This is a genomic window from Nocardioides okcheonensis, assembly GCF_020991065.1.
Classification (GTDB): domain Bacteria; phylum Actinomycetota; class Actinomycetes; order Propionibacteriales; family Nocardioidaceae; genus Nocardioides; species Nocardioides okcheonensis.
Genome location: NZ_CP087710.1, coordinates 791,914 through 816,264 on the forward strand (window position 1 = coordinate 791,914; position 24,351 = coordinate 816,264).

General features: G+C 73.6%; 26 protein-coding genes. 13 read left to right on the top strand and 13 right to left on the bottom strand.

Translation table 11 applies throughout. The annotated features are described in order from the left end of the window. Positions 1–4 precede the first annotated feature (4 nt). From LN652_RS03540 to LN652_RS03550, 3 genes are read left to right on the top strand one after another with little or no spacing between them, the layout of a single operon-like run. Entirely contained in the window at positions 5–1,357 is a 1,353-nt protein-coding gene (locus LN652_RS03540; protein WP_230443316.1) for an aldehyde dehydrogenase family protein, read from the top strand. A gap of 50 nt (positions 1,358–1,407) precedes the next feature. Next, on the top strand, positions 1,408–2,187 hold the full coding sequence (locus LN652_RS03545; RefSeq protein ID WP_230443317.1) for a 3-oxoacyl-ACP reductase: 780 nt from the start codon (positions 1,408–1,410) through the stop codon (positions 2,185–2,187). A gap of 10 nt (positions 2,188–2,197) precedes the next feature. Further along, positions 2,198–2,917, top strand: coding sequence for a gamma-glutamyl-gamma-aminobutyrate hydrolase family protein (locus LN652_RS03550; protein ID WP_230443318.1), 720 nt, complete (start codon positions 2,198–2,200; stop codon positions 2,915–2,917). 13 nt (positions 2,918–2,930) lie between these two features. Here LN652_RS03550 and LN652_RS03555 read toward each other — a convergent pair whose 3' ends face one another. Together LN652_RS03555 and ppk2 are read right to left on the bottom strand one after the other, a co-directional pair. Continuing rightward, positions 2,931–3,887 (bottom strand): universal stress protein, encoded by a 957-nt coding sequence (locus LN652_RS03555; RefSeq protein ID WP_230443319.1) that lies wholly within the window; start codon positions 3,885–3,887, stop codon positions 2,931–2,933. Continuing rightward, positions 3,884–4,840: a polyphosphate kinase 2 gene (gene ppk2 / locus LN652_RS03560; protein WP_230443320.1), complete on the bottom strand. Its 957-nt coding sequence runs from the start codon at positions 4,838–4,840 to the stop codon at positions 3,884–3,886. Before ppk2 ends, LN652_RS03555 begins: the two co-directional genes overlap by 4 nt. A gap of 133 nt (positions 4,841–4,973) precedes the next feature. Between ppk2 and LN652_RS03565 the strand changes: the two genes are divergently transcribed. Further along, positions 4,974–5,954, top strand: a complete 981-nt coding sequence (locus LN652_RS03565; RefSeq protein ID WP_230443321.1) for an Acg family FMN-binding oxidoreductase — start codon at positions 4,974–4,976, stop codon at positions 5,952–5,954. Positions 5,955–5,964: 10 nt separating this feature from the next. Here the strand turns inward: LN652_RS03565 and LN652_RS03570 are convergent, their stop codons facing one another. After that, the gene (locus tag LN652_RS03570) at positions 5,965–6,423 is read right to left on the bottom strand and encodes a VanZ family protein (protein WP_230443322.1); all 459 of its coding nucleotides are present in this window, start codon (positions 6,421–6,423) and stop codon (positions 5,965–5,967) included. 61 nt (positions 6,424–6,484) lie between these two features. Here LN652_RS03570 and LN652_RS03575 point away from each other — a divergent pair, with 61 nt between their 5' ends. From LN652_RS03575 to LN652_RS03585, 3 genes are all read left to right on the top strand, one after another. Beyond that, positions 6,485–8,143 (top strand): bifunctional 3'-5' exonuclease/DNA polymerase, encoded by a 1,659-nt coding sequence (locus LN652_RS03575; RefSeq protein ID WP_230443323.1) that lies wholly within the window; start codon positions 6,485–6,487, stop codon positions 8,141–8,143. Between the two features lie 85 nt (positions 8,144–8,228). Then, positions 8,229–9,911 carry a BCCT family transporter gene (locus LN652_RS03580; protein ID WP_230443324.1) on the top strand — a complete coding sequence of 561 codons (1,683 nt, stop codon included), beginning with the start codon at positions 8,229–8,231 and terminating at the stop codon, positions 9,909–9,911. 35 nt (positions 9,912–9,946) lie between these two features. Then, entirely contained in the window at positions 9,947–10,528 is a 582-nt protein-coding gene (locus LN652_RS03585; protein WP_230443325.1) for a LysR family substrate-binding domain-containing protein, read from the top strand. A 152-nt stretch (positions 10,529–10,680) separates the two neighbouring features. Here the strand turns inward: LN652_RS03585 and LN652_RS03590 are convergent, their stop codons facing one another. The 6 genes from LN652_RS03590 to LN652_RS03615 all read right to left on the bottom strand — a co-directional run bounded on the left by LN652_RS03590 (position 10,681) and on the right by LN652_RS03615 (position 15,745). Continuing rightward, positions 10,681–10,836, bottom strand: coding sequence for a hypothetical protein (locus LN652_RS03590; RefSeq protein WP_230443326.1), 156 nt, complete (start codon positions 10,834–10,836; stop codon positions 10,681–10,683). A gap of 103 nt (positions 10,837–10,939) precedes the next feature. After that, a complete protein-coding gene (locus tag LN652_RS03595) occupies positions 10,940–11,488 on the bottom strand; it encodes a nucleosidase (RefSeq protein WP_230443327.1) in 549 nt (182 codons plus the stop codon). Continuing rightward, positions 11,485–12,165 (bottom strand): sulfotransferase, encoded by a 681-nt coding sequence (locus tag LN652_RS03600; RefSeq protein WP_230443328.1) that lies wholly within the window; start codon positions 12,163–12,165, stop codon positions 11,485–11,487. Before LN652_RS03600 ends, LN652_RS03595 begins: the two co-directional genes overlap by 4 nt. A 10-nt stretch (positions 12,166–12,175) precedes the next feature. Beyond that, positions 12,176–13,612: a GuaB1 family IMP dehydrogenase-related protein gene (locus tag LN652_RS03605; RefSeq protein ID WP_230443329.1), complete on the bottom strand. Its 1,437-nt coding sequence runs from the start codon at positions 13,610–13,612 to the stop codon at positions 12,176–12,178. A gap of 11 nt (positions 13,613–13,623) precedes the next feature. Continuing rightward, on the bottom strand, positions 13,624–14,256 hold the full coding sequence (locus LN652_RS03610; protein WP_230443330.1) for a hypothetical protein: 633 nt from the start codon (positions 14,254–14,256) through the stop codon (positions 13,624–13,626). A gap of 52 nt (positions 14,257–14,308) precedes the next feature. Next, on the bottom strand, positions 14,309–15,745 hold the full coding sequence (locus LN652_RS03615) for a pyridoxal-dependent decarboxylase (RefSeq protein ID WP_230443331.1): 1,437 nt from the start codon (positions 15,743–15,745) through the stop codon (positions 14,309–14,311). Between the two features lie 97 nt (positions 15,746–15,842). Between LN652_RS03615 and LN652_RS03620 the strand changes: the two genes are divergently transcribed. Further along, positions 15,843–16,136, top strand: coding sequence for a YiaA/YiaB family inner membrane protein (locus tag LN652_RS03620; protein ID WP_230443332.1), 294 nt, complete (start codon positions 15,843–15,845; stop codon positions 16,134–16,136). Positions 16,137–16,218: 82 nt separating this feature from the next. Here LN652_RS03620 and LN652_RS03625 read toward each other — a convergent pair whose 3' ends face one another. Both LN652_RS03625 and LN652_RS03630 read right to left on the bottom strand, forming a co-directional pair. Beyond that, positions 16,219–17,433 (bottom strand): acyl-CoA dehydrogenase family protein, encoded by a 1,215-nt coding sequence (locus LN652_RS03625; RefSeq protein ID WP_230443333.1) that lies wholly within the window; start codon positions 17,431–17,433, stop codon positions 16,219–16,221. Further along, on the bottom strand, positions 17,433–18,794 hold the full coding sequence (locus tag LN652_RS03630) for an acyl-CoA dehydrogenase family protein (protein ID WP_230443334.1): 1,362 nt from the start codon (positions 18,792–18,794) through the stop codon (positions 17,433–17,435). The genes LN652_RS03625 and LN652_RS03630 overlap by 1 nt, the downstream gene beginning before the upstream one ends. 88 nt (positions 18,795–18,882) lie before the next feature. On the opposite strand from LN652_RS03630, the gene def reads away from it, so the two are divergent. From def to LN652_RS03645, 3 genes are read left to right on the top strand one after another with little or no spacing between them, the layout of a single operon-like run. Then, positions 18,883–19,497: a peptide deformylase gene (gene def, locus LN652_RS03635; protein ID WP_230443335.1), complete on the top strand. Its 615-nt coding sequence runs from the start codon at positions 18,883–18,885 to the stop codon at positions 19,495–19,497. A gap of 14 nt (positions 19,498–19,511) precedes the next feature. After that, positions 19,512–20,303: a TrmH family RNA methyltransferase gene (locus LN652_RS03640; protein ID WP_230443336.1), complete on the top strand. Its 792-nt coding sequence runs from the start codon at positions 19,512–19,514 to the stop codon at positions 20,301–20,303. 9 nt (positions 20,304–20,312) lie between these two features. Beyond that, the gene (locus LN652_RS03645) at positions 20,313–20,948 is read left to right on the top strand and encodes a DedA family protein (RefSeq protein WP_230443337.1); all 636 of its coding nucleotides are present in this window, start codon (positions 20,313–20,315) and stop codon (positions 20,946–20,948) included. Here LN652_RS03645 and LN652_RS03650 read toward each other — a convergent pair. Together LN652_RS03650 and cobA are read right to left on the bottom strand one after the other, a co-directional pair. Beyond that, positions 20,911–21,723, bottom strand: coding sequence for a TrmH family RNA methyltransferase (locus tag LN652_RS03650; RefSeq protein ID WP_230443338.1), 813 nt, complete (start codon positions 21,721–21,723; stop codon positions 20,911–20,913). The two genes, LN652_RS03645 and LN652_RS03650, sit on opposite strands and share 38 nt — an antisense overlap. Continuing rightward, positions 21,716–22,963, bottom strand: coding sequence for a uroporphyrinogen-III C-methyltransferase (gene cobA, locus LN652_RS03655; RefSeq protein WP_230443339.1), 1,248 nt, complete (start codon positions 22,961–22,963; stop codon positions 21,716–21,718). Before cobA ends, LN652_RS03650 begins: the two co-directional genes overlap by 8 nt. Positions 22,964–23,013: 50 nt before the next feature. On the opposite strand from cobA, the gene LN652_RS03660 reads away from it, so the two are divergent. Both LN652_RS03660 and LN652_RS03665 read left to right on the top strand, forming a co-directional pair. Continuing rightward, positions 23,014–23,535 (top strand): YbhB/YbcL family Raf kinase inhibitor-like protein, encoded by a 522-nt coding sequence (locus LN652_RS03660; protein WP_230443340.1) that lies wholly within the window; start codon positions 23,014–23,016, stop codon positions 23,533–23,535. A gap of 295 nt (positions 23,536–23,830) precedes the next feature. Continuing rightward, complete coding sequence (locus LN652_RS03665; RefSeq protein ID WP_230443341.1) at positions 23,831–24,349, top strand: CAP domain-containing protein; 519 nt, start codon at positions 23,831–23,833, stop codon at positions 24,347–24,349. Positions 24,350–24,351 lie beyond the last annotated feature (2 nt).

Below are 24,351 nucleotides of genomic sequence, written 5' to 3' on the forward strand. Positions count from 1 at the left end.
AGACATGAGCACGTTGATCAATCCGGCCACCGGCGAGGAGCTCGACTCCTCCCCCGCACTCGCCACGCTCGACGACGCCGACGCCGCGATCCAGCGCGCCCACGACGCGTTCCCCGCCTGGCGCGACGTCGCGCCCGGGGAGCGCGCGCGGCTGCTGCGCGCCTTCGCCGCCGTCGTCGACGACCACCTCGAGGAGCTGGCCCGGCTCGAGGTGCTCAACGCGGGCCACACCGTCGGCAACGCCCGCTGGGAGGCGGGCAACGTCCGCGACTGCCTGAACTACTACTCCGCGGCCCCCGAGCGCCTCTTCGGCCGGCAGATCCCCGTCGCCGGCGGCACCGACCTCACGTTCCACGAGCCGCTCGGCGTCGTCGGGATCATCGTGCCCTGGAACTTCCCGATGCCGATCGCCGCGTGGGGCTTCGCGCCCGCGCTCGCGGCCGGCAACACGGTGGTGCTCAAGCCGGCCGAGCTCACCCCGCTCACCGCGATCCGGATCGGCGAGCTCGCCCGGCTCGCGGGACTGCCCGAGGGCGTGCTCACGGTCGTGCCGGGGCAGGGCTCGGTCGTCGGCCAGCGGTTCGTCACCCACCCGCTGGTCCGCAAGGTCTGCTTCACGGGATCCACGGCGGTCGGCAAGCAGATCATGGCCGGCTGCGCCGACCAGGTGAAGCGGGTCACCCTCGAGCTCGGAGGCAAGAGCGCCAACATCGTCTTCGCCGACACCGACGTGGCCGCGGCGGCCGCCAGCGCGCCGTACGCCGTGTTCGACAACGCCGGCCAGGACTGCTGCGCGCGCTCGCGGATCCTCGTCCAGCGCTCGGCCTACGACGAGTTCGTCGGGCGCCTCGAGACCGCGGTCAGGGCGCTGCGCGTCATCGACCCCGCCGACGAGCGGAGCGAGATGGGCCCGCTGGTCTCGGCCGGGCAGCGCGACGCCGTGCAGCGCTACCTCGACGGCGCCACCGTCGCCTTCACCGGCAGCGCGCCCGACGGACCCGGGTGGTGGCTGCCGCCGACGGTCGTCGAGTCGACCGACACGTCCGAAGCGATCTGGCGTGAGGAGGTCTTCGGACCCGTCGTCGCGGTCATGCCGTTCGACGACGAGGACGAGGCGGTCGCGCTGGCCAACGACAGCGACTACGGCCTGTCCGGCTCGATCTTCACCTCCGACGTGGGTCGCGCGCTGCGCGTGGCCCGCCGCGTCGAGGCCGGCAACCTCTCGGTCAACAGCCACTCCTCGGTCCGCTACTGGACGCCGTTCGGCGGCTACAAGCAGTCCGGGCTCGGCCGCGAGCTCGGGCCGGACGCGCCCGACGCGTTCACGGAGGAGAAGAACGTCTTCATCGCCCACTGACCACCCGCACCCAGACCCCCCGCACCAGCACCGGAAAGAGGCAGACACCCATGGCAGGACGCATCGAGGGCCGCACGGCCGTCGTCACCGGCGGTTGCAGCGGCATCGGTCTCGCGACCGTGCGCCGCTTCGTCGAGGAGGGCGCGCGCGTCGTCATCGGCGACATCGACGACGCGTCGGGCGAGGCGCTCGTCGCCGAGCTCGGCGGCTCCGACGTCGCGACCTACGTCCACGTCGACGTGACGTCCAAGGAGGAGGTGGACGCCCTCTTCCGGACCGCCAAGGACACCTACGGCTCGGTCGACATCGCGTTCAACAACGCCGGCATCTCGCCCCCGGAGGACGACTCGATCCTCGACACCGACCTCGACGCGTGGCGCAGGGTGCAGGAGGTCAACCTCACCAGCGTCTACCTGTGCTGCAAGGCGGCGCTCCCCTACATGCTCGAGCAGAAGCGCGGCTCGATCATCAACACCGCGTCGTTCGTCGCCGTCATGGGTGCCGCCACCTCGCAGATCTCCTACTCGGCCTCCAAGGGCGGGGTGCTGTCGATGTCGCGCGAGCTCGGCGTGCAGTTCGCCCGCGAGGGCGTGCGGGTCAACGCCCTGTGCCCCGGGCCGGTCAACACGCCGCTGCTCAAGGAGCTGTTCGCCAGCGACGCCGAACGGGCCGCGCGCCGGCTCGTGCACGTGCCGATGGGTCGCTTCGGCGAGCCGGAGGAGATGGCCAACGCCGTGCTGTTCCTCGCCTCGGACGAGTCGAGCTTCATGACCGCCAACACCTTCCTGGTCGACGGCGGCATCTCCGGCGCGTACGTCACCCCGCTCTGAGGACCGGACCGTGGACGCGCCCGTCGTCGGCCTCACGACCTACCGGCAGCACGCCGCGTGGGGCGTGTGGCGCACGACCGCCGACCTGCTGCCGACGGAGTACGCCGCCTCGGTCGAGGCGGCGGGCGGCGTGCCGCTGCTGCTGCCACCCGTCGCGACCCCCGGAGCCGCCTCGCGGGTCGTCGCCCGGATCGACGCGCTCGTGGTCGCGGGCGGCGCGGACGTCGACCCGTCGCGCTACGGCGCCGAGCCGCACCCGCGCACGGCCGGCTGGCAGCCCGAGCGCGACGCGTGGGAGCTCGCGCTGCTGGCCGCCGCCGACGACGCAGACCTCCCCGTGCTGGGCATCTGTCGCGGCATGCAGCTGATGGCGGTGCACGGGGGCGGGACGCTCGACCAGCACACCCCCGACCTGGTGGGCCACGAGACGCACTCCCCCGGCGGCGACGCGTACGGCACGGTCGCCGTGGCGACCACCGAGGGGTCACGCCTCGCCGGGCTCGTAGGTCCCGAGGTCGAGGTGAGCTGCCACCACCACCAGTCCGTGGCGACCCACCCCGGCTTCGAGGCGGTGGCCCACGCCGCCGACGGCACCCTCGAGGCGATGGAGGCGCCGGGCGAGCGCTGGTGCCTCGCGGTGCAGTGGCACCCCGAGACGCGCGTCGAGATCGGCCTGATGGCCGGCCTGGTGGCCGCCGCCCGGCTGCGCGCCGGGCGGACGGCCTCCTGAGCTCCGCCGCGGCTCAGGCCTGGGGGGACACCTCGTCGGCGAGGAGGTCCCAGTCGCGGGGCGACTCGTCGTGCCGGCCCACGGGGACGACCATCACGGGTCCGTGGGCCGCCCGCAGCACCGTGCGGGCCAGCGAGCCGAGGTGCGCGCCCGGCCACAGGTGTGGGCCGCGGCGGCCGATCACCACGAGCGACGCCGCCCGGGACGCGTCGACGAGCACCTCGGGCGGGTACTGGTGGCGGACCTCGACGTCGACGGTGACGCCGGGGTGGGCGTTCCCGAGCGCGCGTACCGCGGTGCCGAGGACGACCCGCTTGTCGTGGTTCCACTCGTCGGCGACCCGCGCGGTGATGATGTCGTCGTAGGCCGGGTCGAGGCGCCACGCGTGCAGGACCCGCAGCGGGACCCCGGTCGACTCGGCCCAGTCGAACGCTGCCTCGAGCACGGGCCGCGGCAGCCCGCCCTCGTGGACGCCGACCACGACCTCGCCCGCGGCGTCGCTCGCCGGCGGCTCCCAGTCCGCCGGCACCGAGACCACCGGGCAGTGTGCGTGGGTGGCGGTCCCGGTGACCGTGGAGCCGGTGAAGAGCCGACCGGCGCCGTGGTCGGTACGGTGCTGGACCACCACGACCCGCGCGTCCCTGGAGAGGTCCGCGAGCACCCGGGCCGGGGCGCCCGCCACGGTGATGCTGCGGAAGCGGACCCGTCCGGCGGCGAGGCCGGAGAGCTCGTCCTCGACCTCCTTGACGACCCACTCGGCGACGTCCGCCGTCGCGGCGTAGGACACCAACGCGGCCTGCGGGGGCGCCGGCAGCGCCGTGCGGAACGCGTGGACGAGCACCACCTCGCGACCCTCGCGGTGCGCGACACCGGCGGCGAGGCGCAGCGCGGCGGTCTCGCGACCGGGACCGGTGACGCCGACCACCACGGCTCCGGCCGTCCCGGTCTCGACGTGGTCGTGCGTGCTCATGAGGTCCTCCGCTGCGGGCTGGTCGACGGGAAGAAGCGTCCCGGGTCCTCGTCGTCCTCGTGCACCAGCGCCGCCGGCCCCACGATGAGCGGGTCGGGCGTGCCGACCAGTGCGTGGTCCTTCTGCGGGTAGTCCAGGCCGGACAGCAGCACCCGCATCGCCTCGATCCGGGCACGCTTCTTGTCGTTGGACTTGATGACCGTCCACGGGGCGTCGCCGGTGTCGGTGTGGAAGAACATCGCCTCCTTCGCCTCGGTGTAGGCCTCCCACTTGTCGAGGCTGGCGAGGTCCGTGGGCGAGAGCTTCCACTGGCGCACCGGGTCGGACGACCGGGCGGCGAAGCGGGCCGCCTGCTCGGCCCGCGACACCGAGAACCACAGCTTGACCAGGTGGATGTCCGCGTGGGTGAGCATCCGCTCGAGGTCCGGCACCTCCCGCATGAAGTTGAGGTACTCCACGGGGGTGCAGTAGCCCATCACCCGCTCGACCCCGGCGCGGTTGTACCAGGACCGGTCGAACAGGACGATCTCCCCGGCGCTCGGCAGGTGCGCGACGTAGCGCTGGAAGTACCACTGCGACTGCTCGAGCGCGGTCGGCACGCTGAGCGCGACGATGCGGGCACCACGGGGGTTCAGGTGCTCCATGAACCGCTTGATCGCACCGCCCTTGCCGGCTGCGTCACGCCCCTCGAACAGCACGGCCACCTTCTGGCCGGTGTCCTTGACGTGGGCCTGCAGCTTGAGTAGCTCGATCTGGAGCAGCCGCTTGGTGTGCTCGTAGTCGCTGCGGCTGAGCTTCTTCTCGTACGGGTAGCCCTGGCGCCAGGCCGGCACCCCGCCCTCGCCGGCGCGGTCGTCCGCCTCCTGCCCCTCGGGGCTGAGGTCGTCCTCGAGGTCGAGCAGCTCGTCGAGGTCCTCGGCATGGCCCGTTCCCCGGGCGTCCAGCGTCGACATGCCGCGAGACTAGGAGCCGCAGCGGTCGCGTCCCCAGAGCCCAAGGGCACGTCGCGGCAGGCCCTTCGTCCCTGCCCCCGCGGCCCGCCAGGCAGCAGGCTGGGTCCAGCGGGGGCCGAGCCGAGGAGGAGCCATGGCGGAGCGGCAGGCGGTCCCCGAACGCGTCGTGCGGCGGGTCGTGGGGGCGGCGTGCCTGGCGCCGAGCGTGCACAACACCCAGCCCTGGCGCTGGCGCACGACGGGGCGCGGTCTCGAGCTGCACGCGGACCGGCGGCGCCAGCTCGAGGTCACCGACCCCGTGGGCCGCAACCTGGTCATCAGCTGCGGCGCCGCGCTGCACCACGCCCGCGTCGCGGCCGACGCCCTGGGGTGGGACGTCACCGTCGAGCGCCACCCGGACCCGCGACGACCCGACCTCCTCGCCCGGCTGGTGCTCCGACCCGGCTCCCCGCCACCGCACGGCGCCGACGTCCTCGACCTGCTGGTCCGGCGGACCACCGACCGGCGGCGCTTCACGTCCTGGCCGGTCCCGGAGGAGCGGCTCGAGCACCTCGCGGCGGTCGCGCACGAGTGCGGGGCCCGGGGAATCGCGCTCACCGAGGTGTCCGAGCGGTTCCGCGCCGAACGGCTCGTCCTCCTCGCCGCGCAGCTCCAGCGTTCGCGCCCGACCGCCCGCGCGGAGCAGGAGGAGTGGGTCGATCGCGGCCCGGTGGACGGCATCCCGCACCAGGTGCTGCCGGAGAGCACGCACCGGGTCGGGACCTACGCCCAGCGCTTCGACACCTCGCCGCTCCACCCCGTCCCCAGCCCCGACCTGGAGTCCTCGGACGGCCTCGTGGTGCTGTTCGACGGCCACGACGACGTCCCGGCGTGGCTGCGCGCCGGCGAGGGCCTGACCGCACTGTGGCTCGCCGCCGTCCGCGAGGGGCTGTCGGTGGTCCCGCTCAGCCAGGTGGTCGAGGTCCCCGAGACCCGCCGCGCCTTCCAGCACGACGTCCTCGGGGGTCTCGCACACCCGCTGGTCCTCGTCCGCGTGGGCTGGCAGGCCATCGGGCGCGACGACCTCGCCCGCACCCCGCGCCGGCCCCTCGACGACGTGCTCGACGCCGACTGACCGGCGCGGCTCACGCCTGCCGCACCGCCCGCTCGCGCCGCCGACGCATCGCTGCCGGGAGGGTGAGCAGGACAGCCAGCACGATCCCCGCGAACATGCCGATCGAGTTGGCCGCCACGTCCCGCGGGTCCGAGACCCGGCCCGGGATCTCGCGCTGGACGCTCTCGATCATCGAGGTGAGCACGATGCCCGCCGCCATCGCGACCAGCCAGAAGCGGGTCCCGACGAGCAGCAGCAGGAACACGCCGAGCGGCACGAAGAGCCCGACGTTGGCGAGGAACTCGATGCGCTCCACGCTGAGCCGGCTGGTGAGCGGGTCGAGGCCGGGGTAGCGCTCCAGCCGCGCCAGCACGCGTCCGGCGAGCCCGGCGTAGTCGGGCTGGTCGGACCCCGGGGTGAGCGTCACCAGCCCGACGAAGCCCAGGTAGAGGACGGTCAGCAGGCTGAGGAACGGGTGGCGGTGCAGCACCCCACCATCATCCGGGTGTGCCAAGCGCCGGACCGTCGGTGGCCTCGGGGATGCTCTCCCCATGACCCGCGTCCAGCTCTCCCGCCTGCCGGGCGAGCGGGTGCGGATCACCGAGGCCGGCACGTCGATCGAGATCGACCTGGCCGACCTGCCGACGTACGTCGCCCGGCGCGAGCCCGACGACCCACGCTGGGTGTGGGACGACACCGCCCGGTGGTACCCCCCGCTGCTCGCGCAGGGCGTGCGGGTCGGTCGCTGCCACGACCTCCGGCTCGGCCACCACCTGCTCCGTCGTGCGCCGGAGGTCGACCAGGGGCTCCTCGACGGCGCCGACCGCCCGCACTGGGACCGGCTCGGGCCGGCCGTGGCCGGGGACCCGGTGCTGTTCAGCGCCGACGCCGCCGCCGAGCACCTGGGCGCGGACGCCGAGGACGAGCGGCAGACGGCCGCCGTGCGGGCCTCTCCGGCGTCGCCCCGGCTGGCGCTGTTGCTGGCCGCCGAGTCGGCCGGTGCGCTGGCGGCGGCCGAGATGACCCACGCGGGCGTGCCGTGGCGGGTCGACGTCCACCAGGAGATCCTCACCGGGCTGCTCGGCCCGCGGCCACCACGAGGAGCGCGGCCGATGCTGCTCGAGGAGGCCGCTGCGGAGGTGCGGCGCCTCCTCCGCAGCCCCGCCCTGAACCCCGACTCGCGGCCCGACCTGCTGGCGGCGCTGCGGCGGGCCGAGGTCGAGGTGCCCGACACCCGCGCGTCGACCCTGCGCCAGGTCGACCACCCGGTGGTCGAGCCGCTGCTGCGCTACAAGAAGCTCGCCCACCTGTTCCAGACGGTCGGCTGGGCGTGGAGCGACGAGTGGGTGTCCGCCGGGCGGTTCCGCCCGGTCTACCAGCCCGCCGGCTCCGCCACCGGGCGCTGGTCCTCCAACGGCGGCGGCGCGCTGTCCTTCCCCGCGGTCGTGCGGCCGGCCGCGGTCGCCGACGACGGCTGGGTGCTGGTCGTCGCCGACGTCGCCCAGCTCGAGCCCCGGGTGCTGGCCGGGATGAGCGGCGACACCGCCCTGGCCCGTGCCGCCCGCGGCGCCGACCTCTACCAGGGCATGGTCGACGACGGCGCGGTCGCGTCGCGCCAGCACGCCAAGCTCGGCCTGCTCGGCGCGATGTACGGCGCGACCAGCGGCGAGAGCGGCCGGATGGCGGCCGACCTGGCGCGGCGTTACCCGCGCGCCTTCGGGCTCGTCGAGGACGCCGCCCGCGTCGGCGAGCGGGGACAGGTCGTCCGGACGCTGCTCGGGCGCGGCTGCCCGGCCCTCGGCGGCTCGTGGCAGGAGGAGCCCGACGCACCGCCCGACGACCTCACCGGACTCGACCGCCGGCGCCGCGCCTACGGCCGGTTCACCCGCAACTTCGTCGTCCAGGGCACGGGCGCGGAGTGGGCGCTGTGCTGGATCGCCGACCTGCGCAACCGGCTGTGGGCGCTCGGGGGCGACGGACCGCTCGAGGCACGCGCGCACCTGGTGTTCTTCCTGCACGACGAGGTCGTGGTCCACGCGCCGGCCGACCGTGCCGACGAGGTCGTGGCCGCCGTCGGGGCGGCCGCCGACACCGCCGCGCGCCTGCTCTTCCGCGACCTGCCGGTCGACTTCCCGCTCTCCGTGTCCGTCGTCCGGTCCTACGCCGACGCCGCGAAGGGAGCCACCCCTGCGGGCGATCCGCCAGGGTGACATCCGTCTCCACCGCCGCGGGGAACTCCCGTCCCGGTTTGCTTGACACCAAGATTCTTGATCTGGTCGAGGAATGGCTATCGGCATGGAACACCCCCACGAGATTCCCGGCCTCGACGACGTGCACCCCGCGCTCGACGCGGCGATCGAACCCTCCGCGACCCCCGAGCGCGGCCTGGACAAGGTCGTCTTCGGCGTCACGGCGCTGGTCAGCGTCGCGTTCCTGGTGTGGGGCTTCGTCAGCACCGGCAGCCTCGCCGACGCCTCGGCGAGCGGCCTGTCGTGGGTCATGGGCAACACCGGATGGCTGTTCGTCCTGACCTCGAGCGCGTTCGTCGTCTTCGTGATCTGGCTGGCGGTCGGCAAGTTCGGCAACATCCCGCTCGGTCGCGACGACGAGGAGCCGGAGTTCCGCACGGTGTCGTGGATCGCGATGATGTTCAGCGCGGGCATGGGCATCGGCCTGATGTTCTACGGCGTCAGCGAGCCGATCACCCACTTCGTCACGCCGCCGCCCGGCACCGGTGAGGCCGGCAACCCCGAGGCCGCCCAGACCGCGATGGCCACCACAATGTTCCACTGGACGCTGCACCCGTGGGCGATCTACGCCGTGGTCGGCCTCTCCGTCGCCTACGGCGTCTACCGCAAGGGCCGCCTCCAGCTGATCAGCTCGGCGTTCGAGCCCATCCTCGGCCGCCACGCCCACGGCGTCGGCGGCAAGGCGATCGACATGTTCGCGATCTTCGCGACCCTCTTCGGCTCGGCCACCTCGCTCGGCCTCGGCGCCCTGCAGATCGAGTCCGGCCTGCAGATCGTCGCCGGCATCGGCGACACCGGCAACGCCGTGCTCGTCGGCATCATCGCCGTCCTGACCGCCGCCTTCGTGCTCTCCGCGGTGTCCGGCGTCGCCAAGGGCATCCAGTGGCTGTCCAACATCAACATGGTGCTCGCGATCGGTCTCGCGCTCTTCGTGTTCGTGGTGGGCCCGACCGTCTTCATGCTCAACCTGGTCCCGACGTCGATCGGCTCCTACGTGGCCGACCTGCCGATGATGGCCGCGCGCACCGCCGCCGAGGGCTCCGAGACGAGCGACTGGCTCTCCTCGTGGACCGTCTTCTACTGGGCCTGGTGGCTGTCGTGGACGCCGTTCGTCGGCATGTTCATCGCGCGCATCTCGCGCGGTCGCACCATCCGCCAGTTCGTCACCGGCGTGCTGCTCGTCCCGAGCCTGGTGAGCGTCGTGTGGTTCTGCATCTTCGGCGGCGCGGCCATCGACCTGCAGAAGGCCGGCACCGACATCGCCGGCGCCGGCGGGCTGGAGAACCAGCTGTTCAGCACCCTCGCGGCGTACCCGCTGGCCACGATCTCCAGCATCGTGGTCATGGTCCTGGTCGGCATCTTCTTCGTCTCCGGCGCCGACGCGGCCTCGATCGTGATGGGCACGCTGTCCGAGCGCGGCACCACCCACCCGTCGCGCCCGACCGTCATCTTCTGGGGCGTCGCGACCGGCGCCGTCGCCGCGGTGATGCTGCTCGTCGGCGGAGCGGACGCGCTGACCGGCCTGCAGACGATTACCGTCATCGCCGCCCTGCCGTTCGTCGTGATCATGATCGGCCTCGCCACCGCCCTGGTGAAGGACCTCGGCCAGGACCCGATGGTGGTGCGCCGCAAGTACGCCATCGAGGCCGTCGAGGCGGCCGTCATCACCGGTGTCACCGAGCACGGCGACGACTTCGTGATCTCGGTCGAGAAGGACCCCGAGGCCTGACCGGGACGGGGAGCGGTCGCCGTAGGGTCGTGCCCATGATCGCTCCCCTCCGCGTCGGCTTCGTGACCGGCGCGACCCCTGACAAGTGGGCGCGCAGCTGGCGTGCGGCCCGGCGCGAGACGCTCCACCTCGTGCCGACCACCGAGGCCGACCAGGTCGACGGCGTGCGCGACGGCAGCCTCGACATGGCGATCGTCCGGCTCCCGGTCGACCGCGACGGGCTGCACTGCGTGCGGCTCTACGACGAGGTGCAGGTGGTCGTCGCGTCGAAGGACCACCTCGTCGCCGCGGCCGACGACGAGGTCGCCCTCGCCGACCTCGCCGACGAGCAGCTGGTGCGTCCGCACCCGAGCGGCTGGACGCCGTCCGCCGCGCAGCTCGACTGGCCGCCGATGACCGAGCGGGAGGCGGTCGAGACCGTCGCCGCCGGCACGGGGGTGGTGATCGTGCCGATGTCGGTCGCGCGGCTGCACCAGCGCAAGGACGTCGTCACCCGGGTGGTGGCCGACCTCGAGCCGACCACCATCGCGCTGGTCTGGCTCGTCGAGCGCGACGACGACGTGACCCAGGCGTTCGTGGGGACCACGAAGGGCCGCACCCCCAACAGCTCGCGGTGATCTCCGGGGCCGACGGGGCGGCCTTCAGCGATCCCCGGCTGACCGGGGATCGCTGAACTTGTCAGGCCGTGCACGCCCTGACAAGTTCAGCGAGAGCCTGACCGATCCCCGCTCAGGGGCGTACGCCGACGGCTCGGGCGCACGCCGATGGCTCAGCTGTCGCCGAGGTACTGCCCCGCGACGATCAGGCCGACCATCACCACCAGCGCGGGGAGCAGCGTCCAGAAGTAGCGGGTGTCGATCCACTTCTTCTTGGCGTCGGGGTCCCAGGGACCCTGCGGGTCGTGGCTGCCGGGGTTGACGATCATGTGGCCATCCTCGCACGAACCCGCGGGCGGGACTCAGGGCCACGTCGACACCCATGCGCCCAGTCTCGGAGGTGCGGGACGTCCTGAAGTGCAGCGGGGTCCCTCAGAGCTCGGTGGCGAGCCACTCCCCGAGGACGACCGCCGAGGCGGCCACCAGGCTCGGCCAGTCGAGCGCGGACTCGTCGGCCGCGTCCGAGACGTGCTTGACCAGGCGCACGGGCACGCCGGCCTGCTGCGCGGCGTAGGCCACGGCGTAGCCCTCCATGTCGACGAGGTGCGCGCGCTCGGCGAGCGCGTCACGGACGACGGGGTCGCTGACGAAGACGTCGCCGGTCGCCAGCACCACCTCGGACTCCCCCACCTCGAGCCGCTCCTGCGGGTCGTGGCCGAGGGCGCGGACGACGTCCGCGCTCAGGTCGTGGTTGAGCACCGAGCCGGGCTCGAACAGGCCGGTCAGCCCGGGGCGCAGCGCGCCGGCCGTGCCGATGTTGACCACGGTCAGGCCGGAGAGGTCGTCGTACGCCGCGAGGGCACGCGCGGTCGCAGTCGCGGCGGCGGTCTTGCCCATGCCGGTGATCACGAGCGGGAGGTCGGGCGGCACGTGCGCCGCCTCGGCGGTCGTGGCCGAGACGACCAGGACGCTCCGGCTCACTCGGCGTCCCGGTGCTTGCCGCGGCGCGAGTGCGGGGTGGCGAGCACGGCCTCGACGCGGTTCTGGTCGTAGGTCTCGCCCAGCCAGTCGAAGAGTCCCCGCAGCACCTCCGGGTCGGCGACGTAGTCGTCGTAGTGCACCCGGTGCACCGCGTCGCCGAGGCCCGCCGCCGCGGCGAGCATCTTCTCCTCGATCGCCGTCACCTGGGCGAGGGGGTCGTCCTTGTGGGTCCAGTAGTTGCTGGCCGCGACGTCCTCGAGGTTGCGGGTGTTGAGGACGAACCGGGCGCCCGGGAAGACCTGCTGCAGGAACGCGAGGTAGTCGGGCAGGTCGGCGTCGTACCAGCGGATCTCCTTGTAGCCGGTGACCCGCGTGTCGTGCTCGGGCCGCATCAGGGTCGCCTCGGCGAGCGCCCGGATGTGCTGCAGCGACGCGACCTCGGGGAACCCCTCGATGCCGAACCACGGGTGCGTCGGCTGGCTCGCCCGCGCGGCGTCGACGCGGTCCCGCTCAGCCAGGCCGGTGCGGTGGAAGTCGTAGAGGTGCCGCATGGCGTGCCGGTTCTCGCCGCGGACCAGCCATCCGGGGATCGAGTTGAGGATGCCCATGAGCAGGGTCGAGCCCGACCGGCCGTAGGTCATCACGAAGACGTGCTGGAGGTCGCGCACGGTCACCACGCCACCACCCTCACCAGGACCGCTCGAGCGGTCGGCCCTCGTGGAAGCCCGCCGCCGACTGCACGCCCACCAGGGCGTTGTCGTGGAGCTCGGCGAGGGTCGCGGCGCCGGCGTAGGTGCACGAGGAGCGCACGCCGGAGCAGATCTGGTCGATGAGGTCCTCGACGCCCGGGCGCTGGGGGTCGAGGTACATCCGCGAGGAGGAGATGCCCTCCTCGTAGAGCCCCTTGCGGGCCCGGTCGTACGACGACTCGGCCGCCGTGCGGTTGGCGACCGCGCGTGCGGACGCCATGCCGAAGGAGATCTTGAACGGCCGGCCGTCGACGTCGTGCACGAGGTCGCCGGGCGACTCGTGCGTGCCGGCGAACCAGGAGCCGATCATCACCGAGGACGCGCCCGCGGCCAGCGCCAGGGCCACGTCGCGCGGGTGGCGTACGCCGCCGTCGGCCCACACGTGCTTGCCGAGCTCGCGCGCCGCGGCCGCGCACTCCAGCACGGCCGAGAACTGGGGGCGGCCGACCCCGGTCATCATCCGGGTGGTGCACATCGCGCCGGGGCCGACGCCGACCTTGACGATGTCCGCCCCGGCCTCGACCAGCGCTCGGGTGCCCTCGGCCGACACGACGTTGCCGGCCGCGACCGGGACCGTCGGCGACAGGGCGCGCACGGACCGCAGCGCCTGGACCATCCGGTCCTGGTGGCCGTGCGCGGTGTCGACCACGAGGCAGTCGACGCCCGCGGCGAGGAGCTGCTCGGCGCGCTCGGCGACCTCCCCGTTGACGCCCACGGCGGCGGCGATGCGGAGGCCGCCACGCTCGTCGAGGGCGGGCGTGTAGAGCGTCGCCCGCAGGGCACCGAGCCGGGTGAGGACACCGACCAGGCCGCCCTCCTCCGAGACCGCGACCGCCAGCGGGGCCTTCGCCCGCTCGATCGCGTCGTAGACCTCGCGCGGGTCCGTGCCGGCCGACACCGTCACGACGTCACGGTTCATCACCGAGCCGACCTGCGCGAAGCGGTCGACGTCGGCGCAGTCGGCCTCGGACACCACGCCAACGGGCCGGCCGTCCTGGACGACCACGGCGGCGCGGTGGGCCCGCTTGGGGATCAGCGAGAGCGCCTCGGCGACCGTCTGGTCGGGGCGCAGCTCGATGGGGGTGTCGAACACGTGGTGGCGCCGCTTGACCCACGCCACCACGTCCGCGACCACCGGGATCGGGATGTCCTGCGGGATCACCGTGAGCCCACCGCGGCGAGCCACCGTCTCGGCCATCCTCTTGCCCGCGATCGCGGTCATGTTCGCGACGACGAGGGGCAGCGTCGCGCCCGTGCCGTCGGAGGTGGCGAGGTCGACGTCGTAGCGGCTGGCGACCGCGGAGTGCCGCGGCACCATGAACACGTCGTCGTAGGTCAGGTCGTGGGGCGGCGTCGCGCCGTCGAGGAACTGCACGTGGGATGACTCTACGCGGGCCCACCGACCGCGTCCGGAAGCTCCGGCAGCCGCAGCCCCACGTCGGCCAGCTCGAGGGCGGCGAGGGCTCGTACGACGTCCGGGTCCCTGGCCCGCCATGCACCCGCCGGGTCGTCGCTGACCCGCGCCAGGACGTGCATCGGCTGGTGCGCCAGCGCCCGCAGCGCGAAGAGGTCGAGGTCCTCCCGCGCGTCGATGAACCGGGCACCCGCCGTCGCCTCGCGGACGAAGCGCCAGCGGGCCGGCAGGTGGATCGCCGCGACCACGAGGATCGGGATCAGGGCGACGGCCAGGCCGAGCAGCAGCGCCAGCCGCTCCACCGCCTCGACGGTGTCGCGCCCGGCGGACGCGAGGCCGTCGGACGCGGCGGCCGCCTGGTCGAACGGGACCGCCAGCTCGTCGCCGACCAGCGGGGTGCCTCCCAGCCGCTCCCCCGCGTCGCGCAGGTTCTCCGCCATCGACGACGCCGCGGAGTCGGTCTGCCGCGCGGGCCCGGCGAGGTCCAGGGTGCCGTCGTGGACGGCGTGGCCGGCCCAGACCCACAGCACCAGCCAGGCGACGAACAGGAGGTCGGCCACCACCTGGCGCGTGCGGCGGCCCGGCGAGTCGGCGAAGAGCTTCATGTCGTGCACCCTCCCAGACACCCCGCCGAGTGGGCAGGAAGGTGCTGCGGACTCAGCGGGCGGCGGCCGCCTGGAGCGCGCGCCAGGTGCGGTCGACGTCGGCCTCGGTGGTGCGCCAACTGCCGACCGCGATGCGGATCGCCGCACGTCCCTCGACGACGGTGTGGCTGAGGTAGGCCTCGCCGGAGGCGTTGACGGCCTCCATCGCCGCGAGCGTCTGCTCGTCCCCGGCGCGGAGGCGGAACACGACCAGCGACAGCGACGGCTCGGTCACCATCTCGAACCGGTCGTCGGCCGCCACGTGGTCGGCCACCCGCCGCGCCAGCTCGACGCCGGACCGCACATGGGCGCGCAACCCCTCCAGCCCGTAGGTGCGCAGCACCGCCCAGAGCTTGAGCGCCCGGAACCGGCGTCCGAGCTGCGGGTGCCAGTCCCGGTAGTCCACGACCGCGCCCGACTCGGTCGCGGCGTTGCGGAGGTACTCCGGGAGGATCGAGAGCGCGCCCGTGAGCGCGGCCCGGTCCCGCACCCAGAACGTGCTGCAGTCGAAGGTCGTCAGCAGCCACTTGTGCGGGTTGGTGACGAACGAGTCGACGTCCTCGACGCCCCTCAGGTGGTCGCGGAGCTCGGGGCACACGGCCGCCACGCCCGCCCACGCGGCGTCGACGTGGACCCACAGGTCGTCGTGCCCACGGGCCACCTCCACGACGGCGGCGACGTCGTCGGTCGCGCCGGTGGACGTGGAGCCGGACGCGACGTGCACCATCACCGGCCGGCGGCCCTCGGCCACGTCGGCGGCGAGCGCGTCGCGCAGCGCGTCCACGTCCATCGCCTGGGTGACCGGGTCGACGCGCACCGTGCGCACGGACTCCTCCCCCAGCCCGGCCATCATCGCCGCCTTGACCAGCGACGAGTGCGCCTGCGTGGAGCCGTGGACGGTCCACCGCTCCAGTCCCGTGCCGTGGCGGCGTACGTCGCCTCCGCTGGCGCGGTGCAGCGCGGCCAGCAGCGCGGTCAGGGTCGCGGTGGAGGCGGTGTCCTGGATGACGCCGCCGCCGGGGCCGTCGTTGCGGAACGCCGCGGGCAGGCCCAGCGCCTCGCCGAACCAGTCGAGGACGACCTGCTCCACCTCGGTCACCGCCGGGCTGGTGGCCCAGATCATCCCCTGCGCGCCGATGCCGCTGGAGAGCAGGTCGCCGAGGATCGCCGCGGGCGAGGAGTTGGCCGGGAAGTAGGCGAGGAACCGCGGGTGCTGCCAGTGGGTGAGGCCGGGCACGACGACGCGGTCGAGGTCGGCGAGCACCGCGTCGAACGGCTCCCCCTGCTCCGGCGCCGACGCGGGGAGCAGCGCGCGGACGTCACCCGGGGCGACCTGCGAGCGCACCGGGAGGTCGTCGAGCGAGGCCCAGTAGTCGGCGATCCAGTCGATGGCCGCGTGGCCCTGGCGGCGGAACTCCTCGGGCGACATGTGCCCCGGCTGGTCTGGCATGGCCCGAACGTACCGGGGCAGGTCGGGTGCGCGTACTCAGTGCGGATCGGGTAGCACGACAGGTCCGCGCGCCGGCCCCCGCGAGCAGGCTTCTGCCATGCCCTCCAAGACCGACACCACCGCCAAGAACACCGCCGCCTTCGCCCTGCAGGCCACCATCTCCTTCGGTGCCTCGCTCTTCGCCATGCTGGTCGCCATCTACTTCATGGACGCGGACCCGTGGATCAAGGGCTTCCTCGCCCTCGGCACGCTCTACCTGACGACCTCGACCTTCACGCTCGCCAAGGTCGTGCGCGACCAGCAGGAGGACGCACGGGTCTTCCACCGCCTCGATCAGGCCCGCGTCGACAAGCTGCTCGCCGAGCACGACCCCTTCAAGTCCGTCTCCTGACACACGCTGACCGGGCACTTCCTCGCAGAGGAGGTGCCCGGTCCTTGCGTGTGGTCTGGCGAGGAAGGGGGGGAGGTCAGTGCTATTTCAGCTGAGCGCTGGTCAGCCCGAGGATCCGCCGCGCGACGATCAGCTGCTGGATCTGCTGGGTGCCCTCGAAGATGTCGAGGATCTTGGAGTCGCGCGCCCACTTCTCGAGCAGCTCCACCTCGCTGTAGCCGAGCGTGCCGCACAGCTCGACGCAGGAGAGCGTGACGTCGGACCCGACCCGGCCGGCCTTCGCCTTGGCCATCGAGGCCTCCAGCGAGTTGGGCCTGCGGTTGTCGGCCATCCAGGCCGCCTGCATCATCAGCAGCTGCGCGCCCTCCCAGTCGGCCTCGAGCCGCAGGAACGTCGCGGCCGCGGCGCTCTGCAGCTGCGCGGGCCGGTCGTGGTCGACGACCACGCCTGCCTGCTCGAGCAGGTCGCGGGTCAGGTCGAGCGACGCCCGGGCACACCCGACCGCCATCGCGGCCACCAGCGGGCGGGTGTTGTCGAAGGTCGCCATCGCTCCCGCGAAACCGGACTTCACGTCGATCTCGGGCGAGCCGAGCAGGTCCTCGGCCGGCACGCGACAGTCGGTGAAGGTGATCGCAGCGGTGTCGGAGGCGCGGATGCCGAGCTTGTGCTCGAGCCGCTCGACCGTGAGGCCCGGGTTGTCCTTGCGGACCAGGAACGACTTGATCGCGGCCCGGCCCAGGTCCCGGTCGAGCGTCGCCCACACCACCACGCTGTCCGCGCGGTCGCCCGACGTGACGTAGATCTTCTCGCCGTTGATGACGTACTCGTCCCCGTCGCGCACCGCCGTGGTGGTGATGCTGGCCGAGTCGGACCCGGTGCCGGGCTCGGTGATCGCCATCGCCGCCCACGTGCCGCGGTAGCGCTCGAGCTGCTCCTCCGTGGCGACCGACGCGATGGCCGAGTTGCCCAGTCCCTGGCGCGGCATCGACAGCAGCAGTGCGACGTCGCCCCAGCACATCTCGGCGACCGAGAGCACCGAGGCGAGGTTGGCGCCGTTGCGGACCCGGCCGTCGTCGGGTCCGTCCGCACGGCGTACGCCCCCCGCGCCGGCGCCGCTGCTGGCGCCGGACTCGGAGACGCCGTCGATCAGCGCGGCGAGCATGTCGAGCTCCTTGGGGTACGCGTGCTCGGCGCGGTCGTAGGTCCGTGAGATCGGCCGCAGCATGTTCATCGCCAGCTGGTGGGCCTGGTCGATGAGCGTGGCGTGCTTCTTGGGGGTCTCCAGGTTGATCGCCATCAGACCAGCACCGCACCTTCCATGACACCGATGGCGCGCAGGTCGCGGTACCACCGTTCGACGGGGTGTTCCTTGACGAAGCCGTGGCCGCCGAGCAGCTGGACGCCGTCGAGGCCGATCCGCATCCCCTTCTCCGCGCACAGCTGGCGCGCGAGCCCGACCTCGCGGGCGAAGTCGTCGCCGCGGGCGGCGCGGCTCGCGGCCTTCCAGGTGAGCAGCCGCATCGCCTGCAGCTCAATGGCGATGTCGGCGACCATGAACGCCACCGACTGGCGGTGGCTGATCGGCTCACCGAAGGCCACGCGCTCGTTGACGTAGGCCGACACGTGGTCGAGGACGGCCTGGGCGGTGCCGACCGCAAGGGCGCACCACGCGAGCCGGGACAGCCGTACGCACTCGGTGTGGGCCCGCCCGTCGGTGTCGCCGAGCAGCGCGTCGGCGGGCAGCCGGACGCCCGTGAGGTGCAGCCGGGACAGGCTGGCCGCACGCAGGCCCATCGACGGGTCGGCCTCGACCTCGAGCCCGGCCGTGCCGGACTCGACCAGGAACAGCGCGGGCACGCCGTCGAGGGCCGCGGACACCACGAACAGCTCGGCCTCCGCGCCGCGGACCACCGCCGACTTCACGCCGTCGAGGACGAATCCGTCGCCGTCGCGGGTCGCCGTGGTGGCGGGCGCGAGCGCGTCGAAGAGGACCGTGGGCTCGGCCAGGCAGAGCGCGGCGGCGGGGACGTCGTCACCGGTGAAGGCCGGCAGGTAGGTCTGCTGCTGGGCGTCGGTGCCCCACAGGCCGAGCGCGGTCGCGACCGCGCCGGGCGCGAGCGACGCGACGGCGAGCCCCATGTCGCCCTTCGCCAGCGCCTCCGCGACCAGCGTCCCGGCCATCGCCGAGCGCTCCTCGAGGATCCCGCCGAGGGACTCGGGCACGCCGAGGACCGGGATCCCGACCTCGCGCGTGGCGGCGAGCACCTCGGGTGGCGCGGCGCAGGCGTCGTCGGCCGCCGACGCGGCCGGTCGCAGCACCTCGGCCGCCAGCTCGGTGACGACGTCGACGAGCATCTGCTCGTCCTCGGTGGGGGTGAGGTCGAAGACCCCGCGGGCGGACGCGGCGGCGGGTCGCGCGCCGGGCGAGCGTCGGCCGGCGCGGGCGAAGGTCCGCCCCGCCGCGGTCGCGGCCCGGAAGCCGCCGCGCGTCGACACGTAGACGGCCTGCTCGGCCTGGCGGCGCAGCCCCACGCGGTCGATCAGGTCGCTCTGCGCGAGCCGGTTGACCGCGGCGACGGCGTAGCCGATCGGGTCGCGGGTCTCCCGGGAGGACAAGCCGTGGCGACCGCCGGGCCGGAGACTGCTGAGGAGGGACATGGTGCCAATGTAACTGTGAGTTACAGACTCCACCAGAGGGCACCCCGTGGCGCAGGTCACCCCACCCCCGCTCGGTACGATCGTCCGCATGCCCGACGAGCCGACCGCCCCCACCGACGACGTCCGGGCCCCGCACGGCCCCCTGCCCACCGGCGGCACCGTGCGCCCGATCACCCGCTGGGGAACGCCCGTGATGCACGCCCCGCAGCAGCAGGTCACGGCGTACGACGACGCGCTCGCCACGCTGGCCGCCGACATGGTCGCCACGATGTACGCCGCCGACGGGGTCGGCCTGGCCGCCTGCCAGGTCGGTGAGGACGTCGCGATGTTCGTCTTCGACTGCCCCGACGACGACGGGGTGCGCACCGTCGGCGTGGTGTGCAACCCGGTCCTCACGCTCCCCGAGGGGCGCGAGCGGCGCCTCGACGACGACGACGAGGGATGCCTGTCCTTCCCCGGCTCGTTCGAGCCCTGCCCGCGGCCCGACTGGGCGCGGGTCGACGGCACCGGCCTCGACGGCGAGCCGGTCACCTTCGAGGGAACGGGCCTGCTGGCGCGCTGCCTGCAGCACGAGACCGACCACACCCTCGGCACGGTCTTCGGCGACCGGTTGTCGGCCAAGTCCCGCAAGCGGCTGGGCAAGAAGCACGACGCCGCCGCGGAGGACTACCCGCTGACCTGGCCCGCCGAGCAGACCGGCTGAGGGCCCGCGCCGCGATGAACGACCTGCGCATCACCCGTGAGAACGCGCGCTTCCAGCAGTGGGAGGCGTTGCTGACCAACCGCTCCAAGCGGCACCGCAACCGTGAGTTCCTCGTCCAGGGCGTCCGCCCCGTCACCCGGGCGGTCGCCGAGGGCTGGACCGTGCGCCAGCTGCTGCGCTCCGAGGACTCGACCTCCGCCTGGGCCGAGGAGATGTGGGCCACGACCGCGGCCGAGCGCGTCGCGCTGGCCCCGCAGCTCCACGCCCGGCTCAGCGGCAAGGACGGCGCCGAGCTGGTGGCGGTCGTCGAGATGCCCGAGGACGGGGTCGCCCGGCTCGCCGACTCGGCGCGCCCGCACGGGCCGGTCGTCGTCTTCGACCGCCCGACCAGCCCCGGCAACATCGGCACCCTGGCCCGCTCCGCCGACGCGTTCGGGGCCTCGGCGCTCGTCGTCACCGGCCACGCCGCCGACCCCTACGACCCGCAGTCGGTGCGGGCCAGCACGGGGTCCCTCTTCGCGCTCACCGTCCTCCGCGTCCCCGGGCCCGGCCCGGTCGTCGAGCACGCCCACGCCCACGGCTACCGCATCGTCGGCACCGACGAGGAGGGCACCGACCTCGGCTCGGTCGACCTGTCGGGACGGGTGGTCGTGGTGGTCGGCAACGAGACCCACGGGCTCTCCTCGTCGTGGCGCACGGTCTGCGACGACGTCGCGAGCATCGCGATGGTCGGGTCCGCGTCGTCCCTCAACGCCGCCGTGGCGGGCTCGCTGGTCCTCCACGAAGCCCTGCGGCAGCGCGGCTGAGGGCGGGAGATGGAAGCCGTCCTCGACTGGGTCGTCCTGGTCATGCGCACCATCGGCTCGCCCGGCGTCGGCCTGGCGACCGCGCTCGAGACCGTGTTCCCGCCCGTGCCGAGCGAGCTGGTGCTGCCGCTCGCGGGCTACACCGCCAGCCAGGGCCACTACGGGCTGGTGGCGGCGATCGCCTGGGCGACCGCGGGCTCGCTCGTGGGCGCGCTGGTGCTCTACTGGCTCGGCGCGGCGTGGGGGCTGGAACGGATCTGCCGGCTCGCCGACCGGGTCCCGCTGGTGCACGCCGACGACGTACGCCGCTCGGTGGCGTGGTTCGGCGCGCACGGCCGCTCGGCGGTGTTCTTCGGCCGGCTGGTCCCGGGCGTGCGCAGCCTGGTGTCCATCCCCGCAGGCCTCGACCGGATGCCGCTGCCCACGTTCTGCCTCTACACCACGCTCGGCAGCCTGCTCTGGAACGCGGCGCTGATCCTCGCCGGCTACGAGCTGGGCGCGCAGTGGCACGTCGTGGAGGGCTACGTCGGACCCGTGAGCAACGTGGTCTACGTGCTGGTGGCGATCGTGCTGGTGGTGGTGGCGGCCCGGAGGCTGCGCCACCGCGTCACCGGCGCGCGGCGGCGTAGCACGCCACCGCAGTAGCGGCGGCGACGTTGAGGGAGTCGATGCCGGCGCGCATCGGGATGATCGCGCGGCGGTCGGCGGACGCCTCCCAGCGCGCGGAGAGGCCGTGGCCCTCGGAGCCGAGCACCAGTGCGAGCCGGTCCACCCCGGCGACCGCGTCCTCGATCGGCACCGAGTCGGGCGACAGGGTGAGCGCGACGGTGGTGAAGCCGCGGCGCGCGAGGTCCGGCAGCGCGTCGTACCAGTCCGGGAGCCGGGTCCACGGAGTCGTGAACACCGCTCCCATCCCGACCTTGACCGCGCGGCGGTAGAGCGGGTCGGCGCACCGCGGCGCCAGCAGGACCGCGTCGAAGCCGAGCGCCGCCCCGGAGCGGAAGATCGCGCCGACGTTGGTGTGGTCGACGAGGTCCTCGAGGACCAGCACCGACCGCGCACCCGCCAGCACGTCGTCGACCGACGGCAGCACCCGCCGCTCGAGGGAGGCCAGTGCGCCGCGGTGGACGTGGAAGCCGGTGACCTGCTCGATCAGTGCCTCGGACAGCACGAAGCAGGGAGCGTCCCCGTCGCCGATCACGTCACCGAGGCCGTCGAGCCAGCGCGGGGCCATCAGGAACGAGCGCGGCCGGTGGCCGGCCTCGACCGCGCGGCGGACCACCTTCTCGCCCTCGGCGAGGAACAGCCCGTGCTCGGCCTCGAGCGACTTGCGCAGCTCCACGTCGCGCAGGTCGCGGTAGTCGGCGAGGCGGGGGTCGTCCGGGTCGTCGATCTCGATGGTGCGGAGCGGGTCAGCCACGCCCGTAGTGTGCCGGACGGGCCACGGCGACCACGTCGCCTACCACGATGATCGCCGGGGGCACCACCTCGTGGGCCACCAGGTCGCCGGCCAGGTCCCCGAGCGTGCTGAGCACCGTGCGCTCCGTCGGCATGGTGCCGTCGACGACGACCGCCACCGGCGTGGTCGCCGGCCGACCGCCCGACACCAGGGCGTCGGCGATCGCCGGGGCGTTGTCGACCGCCATCAGCAGGACGACCGTGCCGCGCATCCGCGCCACGGCGTCCCAGGCGACGAGCGAGTCCGGGTGGCCGGGCGGCAGGTGCCCCGAGACCACCGTGAACTCGTGGGCGACGCCGCGGTGCGTGACCGGGATGCCGACCCGCGCCGGGACGGCGATGGCGGAGGTGAGCCCCGGGACGACGGTGACCGGCACGTCCGCCTCGAGGCAGGCCAGCACCTCCTCGTAGCCGCGCCCGAAGACGAAGGAGTCGCCGCCCTTGAACCGCACCACGCGCTTGCCGGCGCGGGCACGGTCGACGATGACCTCGTTGATCCGCTCCTGCGTGGCCGACCGTCCGCGCGGCAGCTTGGCCACGTCGACCAGCTCGACGTGGGGGCCCAGTCCGTCGAGGAGCTCGCGGGGGGCGAGCCGGTCGGCCACCACCACGTCGGCCGACGCGAGGGCGTGCCGGGCCGCGACCGTGGCCAGCTCGGGCTCCCCCGGGCCACCGCCGACGAGGACGACCCCCGGCGTGCGGTCGTGCGCGTCGGTGGCGCTGAGGTCGCCGTCGCGCAGCGCGGTGACGATGTCGTCGCGCAGGGCCGCGGACTTGCGGGGCTCCCGGTTGCCCAGCACCCCGACGGTCACGCTGCCGTGGTGGCCCACCGCCGGGGTCCACGCGCTGCCGCCGCGGGCGTCGTCGGCGCGGACGCAGAAGGTGTGGCGGGCCTCGGCGGCCGCCACCACGCGGGAGTTGACCTCGGGGTCGTCGGTCGCGGCGACGACGTACCAGGCGCCGTCGACGTCGGTCTCGACGAACTCGCGCAGGACGAGCGTCAGCTCCCCGGACAACCCCTCGATCGCCGGCGTCACCTCCGGGCTCACCACGGTGACCAGGGCGCCGGTCGCGAGGAACGACGGCACCCGCCGCTGGGCGACGTGTCCACCGCCGACCACGACGACCTTGCGCCCCTCCAGCACCAGTCCGGCCAGGTAGGGGCGGGCGACTCCGGGCTCGGGATGCGGGGCGTCGGTCATGGGTCCAGTCTCGCTGGCCCCGACGTGGTGCGGGTGGCTAGGTTCGAGGAATGAGCATCGAGCGACCGGTCTCCCCGAACCCGTACGAGTACCTCCCCGCCACGGCGTCGTTCACCGTCACGAGCACCGACGTGACCGACGGCGCCCCTCTCTCCGACGACCAGGTGGCCTCCGCCGGCAACACCTCGCCGCAGCTGAGCTGGTCGGGTGCGCCCGAGGGCACGAAGTCCTTCGTGGTCACCTGCTTCGACCCCGACGCCCCCACCCCGAGCGGCTTCTGGCACTGGGTCCTCGTCGACCTGCCCGCGGACGTCACCTCCCTCGACACCGGCGCGGCGTCCGGCGACCTGCCCGGCAACGCCTTCCACGTGCGCAACGACGGTGGTGAGGCCGGTTTCATGGGCGCCGCCCCGCCCGAGGGTGACCAGCCGCACCGGTACTTCTTCGTCGTGCACGCCGTCGGCGAGGAGTCCCTCGGCGTCGACGCCGACGCCTCGCCCGCCGTGGTGTCGTTCAACCTCGCCTTCAAGACCCTCGGCCGTGCGATCCTGCACGGCACCTACCAGCACTGACCCCGCGCGCCCGCCGAGGCGCGCACGAGTCGAGGCCCTGCGGCCCGGACCCCGGTCCAGACCGCAGGGCCTCTTTTCGTCGTTCCGACCACGGAGATTCCGTCAAGGCGCTTTCATCAGGGGAGCCGGGAGTAGGGCGACTTCTGGTGAGAACTTGCCAAAGCGTCGGCGTGTCGTCGTCAGATCCTCCTTTTTCGACACGACCCACACGAGAGTCCTACAATCAAGACGGAATCTTGAAAGATTCCCTCAAGATTCGCTCATCCCCCGAGCAGCGGATCTCCTGGAGGAACCCATGCTGCGCCACCGCTCCCTGACCCTCGTCGCCTCGCTGTGCCTGGCGGCGTCCGCCGTCGTCGGCACGACCGCCGCGGCGCACGCCGGCACCTGGCCGGTCCCGTCGTCGGCGGACAGCGCCCGCGACGTCAGCACCCTGTCGTCCGCCCAGCTCGAGGATCTGCTGATGGTCGAGATCAACGCGGCCCGCGCGGCCAACGGCCTCGACGAGGTCCGCGTGTTCGACGCGTGCACCGACCGGATGTCGGAGAAGTGGGGCCGCCGCATCGCCCACACCGGGGTGTTCGCGCACCGCGACCAGGGCGACGTGGCCGACCGGTGCCGCGGCAGCTGGGCCGGCGAGACGCTCGTGCGGGGCAGCGGGCTCACCCCGGACGACATGGTGCGGCTGTGGCTCGACTCCCCCGGGCACCGCGAGATCCTGCTGAACCGCCGCGCGGACCGTGCCGGCGTCGCGATCACCCGCGACGGGCAGGGGCGGACCATCGGCGTCGTGAACCTGGTGCGCCACCGCTGACC

What these genes read in the sequence shown, in the direction of transcription:
- LN652_RS03540 (WP_230443316.1), top strand. Translation starts at nt 5, where the DNA reads ATGAGCACGTTGATCAATCCGGCCACCGGCGAGGAGCTCGACTCCTCC.
- LN652_RS03545 (WP_230443317.1), top strand. Translation starts at nt 1,408, where the DNA reads ATGGCAGGACGCATCGAGGGCCGCACGGCCGTCGTCACCGGCGGTTGC.
- LN652_RS03555 (WP_230443319.1), bottom strand. Translation starts at nt 3,887, where the DNA reads ATGAGCACGCACGACCACGTCGAGACCGGGACGGCCGGAGCCGTGGTG.
- ppk2 (WP_230443320.1), bottom strand. Translation starts at nt 4,840, where the DNA reads ATGTCGACGCTGGACGCCCGGGGAACGGGCCATGCCGAGGACCTCGAC.
- LN652_RS03565 (WP_230443321.1), top strand. Translation starts at nt 4,974, where the DNA reads ATGGCGGAGCGGCAGGCGGTCCCCGAACGCGTCGTGCGGCGGGTCGTG.
- LN652_RS03575 (WP_230443323.1), top strand. Translation starts at nt 6,485, where the DNA reads ATGACCCGCGTCCAGCTCTCCCGCCTGCCGGGCGAGCGGGTGCGGATC.
- LN652_RS03580 (WP_230443324.1), top strand. Translation starts at nt 8,229, where the DNA reads ATGGAACACCCCCACGAGATTCCCGGCCTCGACGACGTGCACCCCGCG.
- LN652_RS03585 (WP_230443325.1), top strand. Translation starts at nt 9,947, where the DNA reads ATGATCGCTCCCCTCCGCGTCGGCTTCGTGACCGGCGCGACCCCTGAC.
- LN652_RS03590 (WP_230443326.1), bottom strand. Translation starts at nt 10,836, where the DNA reads ATGATCGTCAACCCCGGCAGCCACGACCCGCAGGGTCCCTGGGACCCC.
- LN652_RS03610 (WP_230443330.1), bottom strand. Translation starts at nt 14,256, where the DNA reads ATGAAGCTCTTCGCCGACTCGCCGGGCCGCCGCACGCGCCAGGTGGTG.
- LN652_RS03615 (WP_230443331.1), bottom strand. Translation starts at nt 15,745, where the DNA reads ATGCCAGACCAGCCGGGGCACATGTCGCCCGAGGAGTTCCGCCGCCAG.
- LN652_RS03620 (WP_230443332.1), top strand. Translation starts at nt 15,843, where the DNA reads ATGCCCTCCAAGACCGACACCACCGCCAAGAACACCGCCGCCTTCGCC.
- LN652_RS03625 (WP_230443333.1), bottom strand. Translation starts at nt 17,433, where the DNA reads ATGGCGATCAACCTGGAGACCCCCAAGAAGCACGCCACGCTCATCGAC.
- LN652_RS03630 (WP_230443334.1), bottom strand. Translation starts at nt 18,794, where the DNA reads ATGTCCCTCCTCAGCAGTCTCCGGCCCGGCGGTCGCCACGGCTTGTCC.
- def (WP_230443335.1), top strand. Translation starts at nt 18,883, where the DNA reads ATGCCCGACGAGCCGACCGCCCCCACCGACGACGTCCGGGCCCCGCAC.
- LN652_RS03640 (WP_230443336.1), top strand. Translation starts at nt 19,512, where the DNA reads ATGAACGACCTGCGCATCACCCGTGAGAACGCGCGCTTCCAGCAGTGG.
- LN652_RS03645 (WP_230443337.1), top strand. Translation starts at nt 20,313, where the DNA reads ATGGAAGCCGTCCTCGACTGGGTCGTCCTGGTCATGCGCACCATCGGC.
- cobA (WP_230443339.1), bottom strand. Translation starts at nt 22,963, where the DNA reads ATGACCGACGCCCCGCATCCCGAGCCCGGAGTCGCCCGCCCCTACCTG.
- LN652_RS03660 (WP_230443340.1), top strand. Translation starts at nt 23,014, where the DNA reads ATGAGCATCGAGCGACCGGTCTCCCCGAACCCGTACGAGTACCTCCCC.
- LN652_RS03665 (WP_230443341.1), top strand. Translation starts at nt 23,831, where the DNA reads ATGCTGCGCCACCGCTCCCTGACCCTCGTCGCCTCGCTGTGCCTGGCG.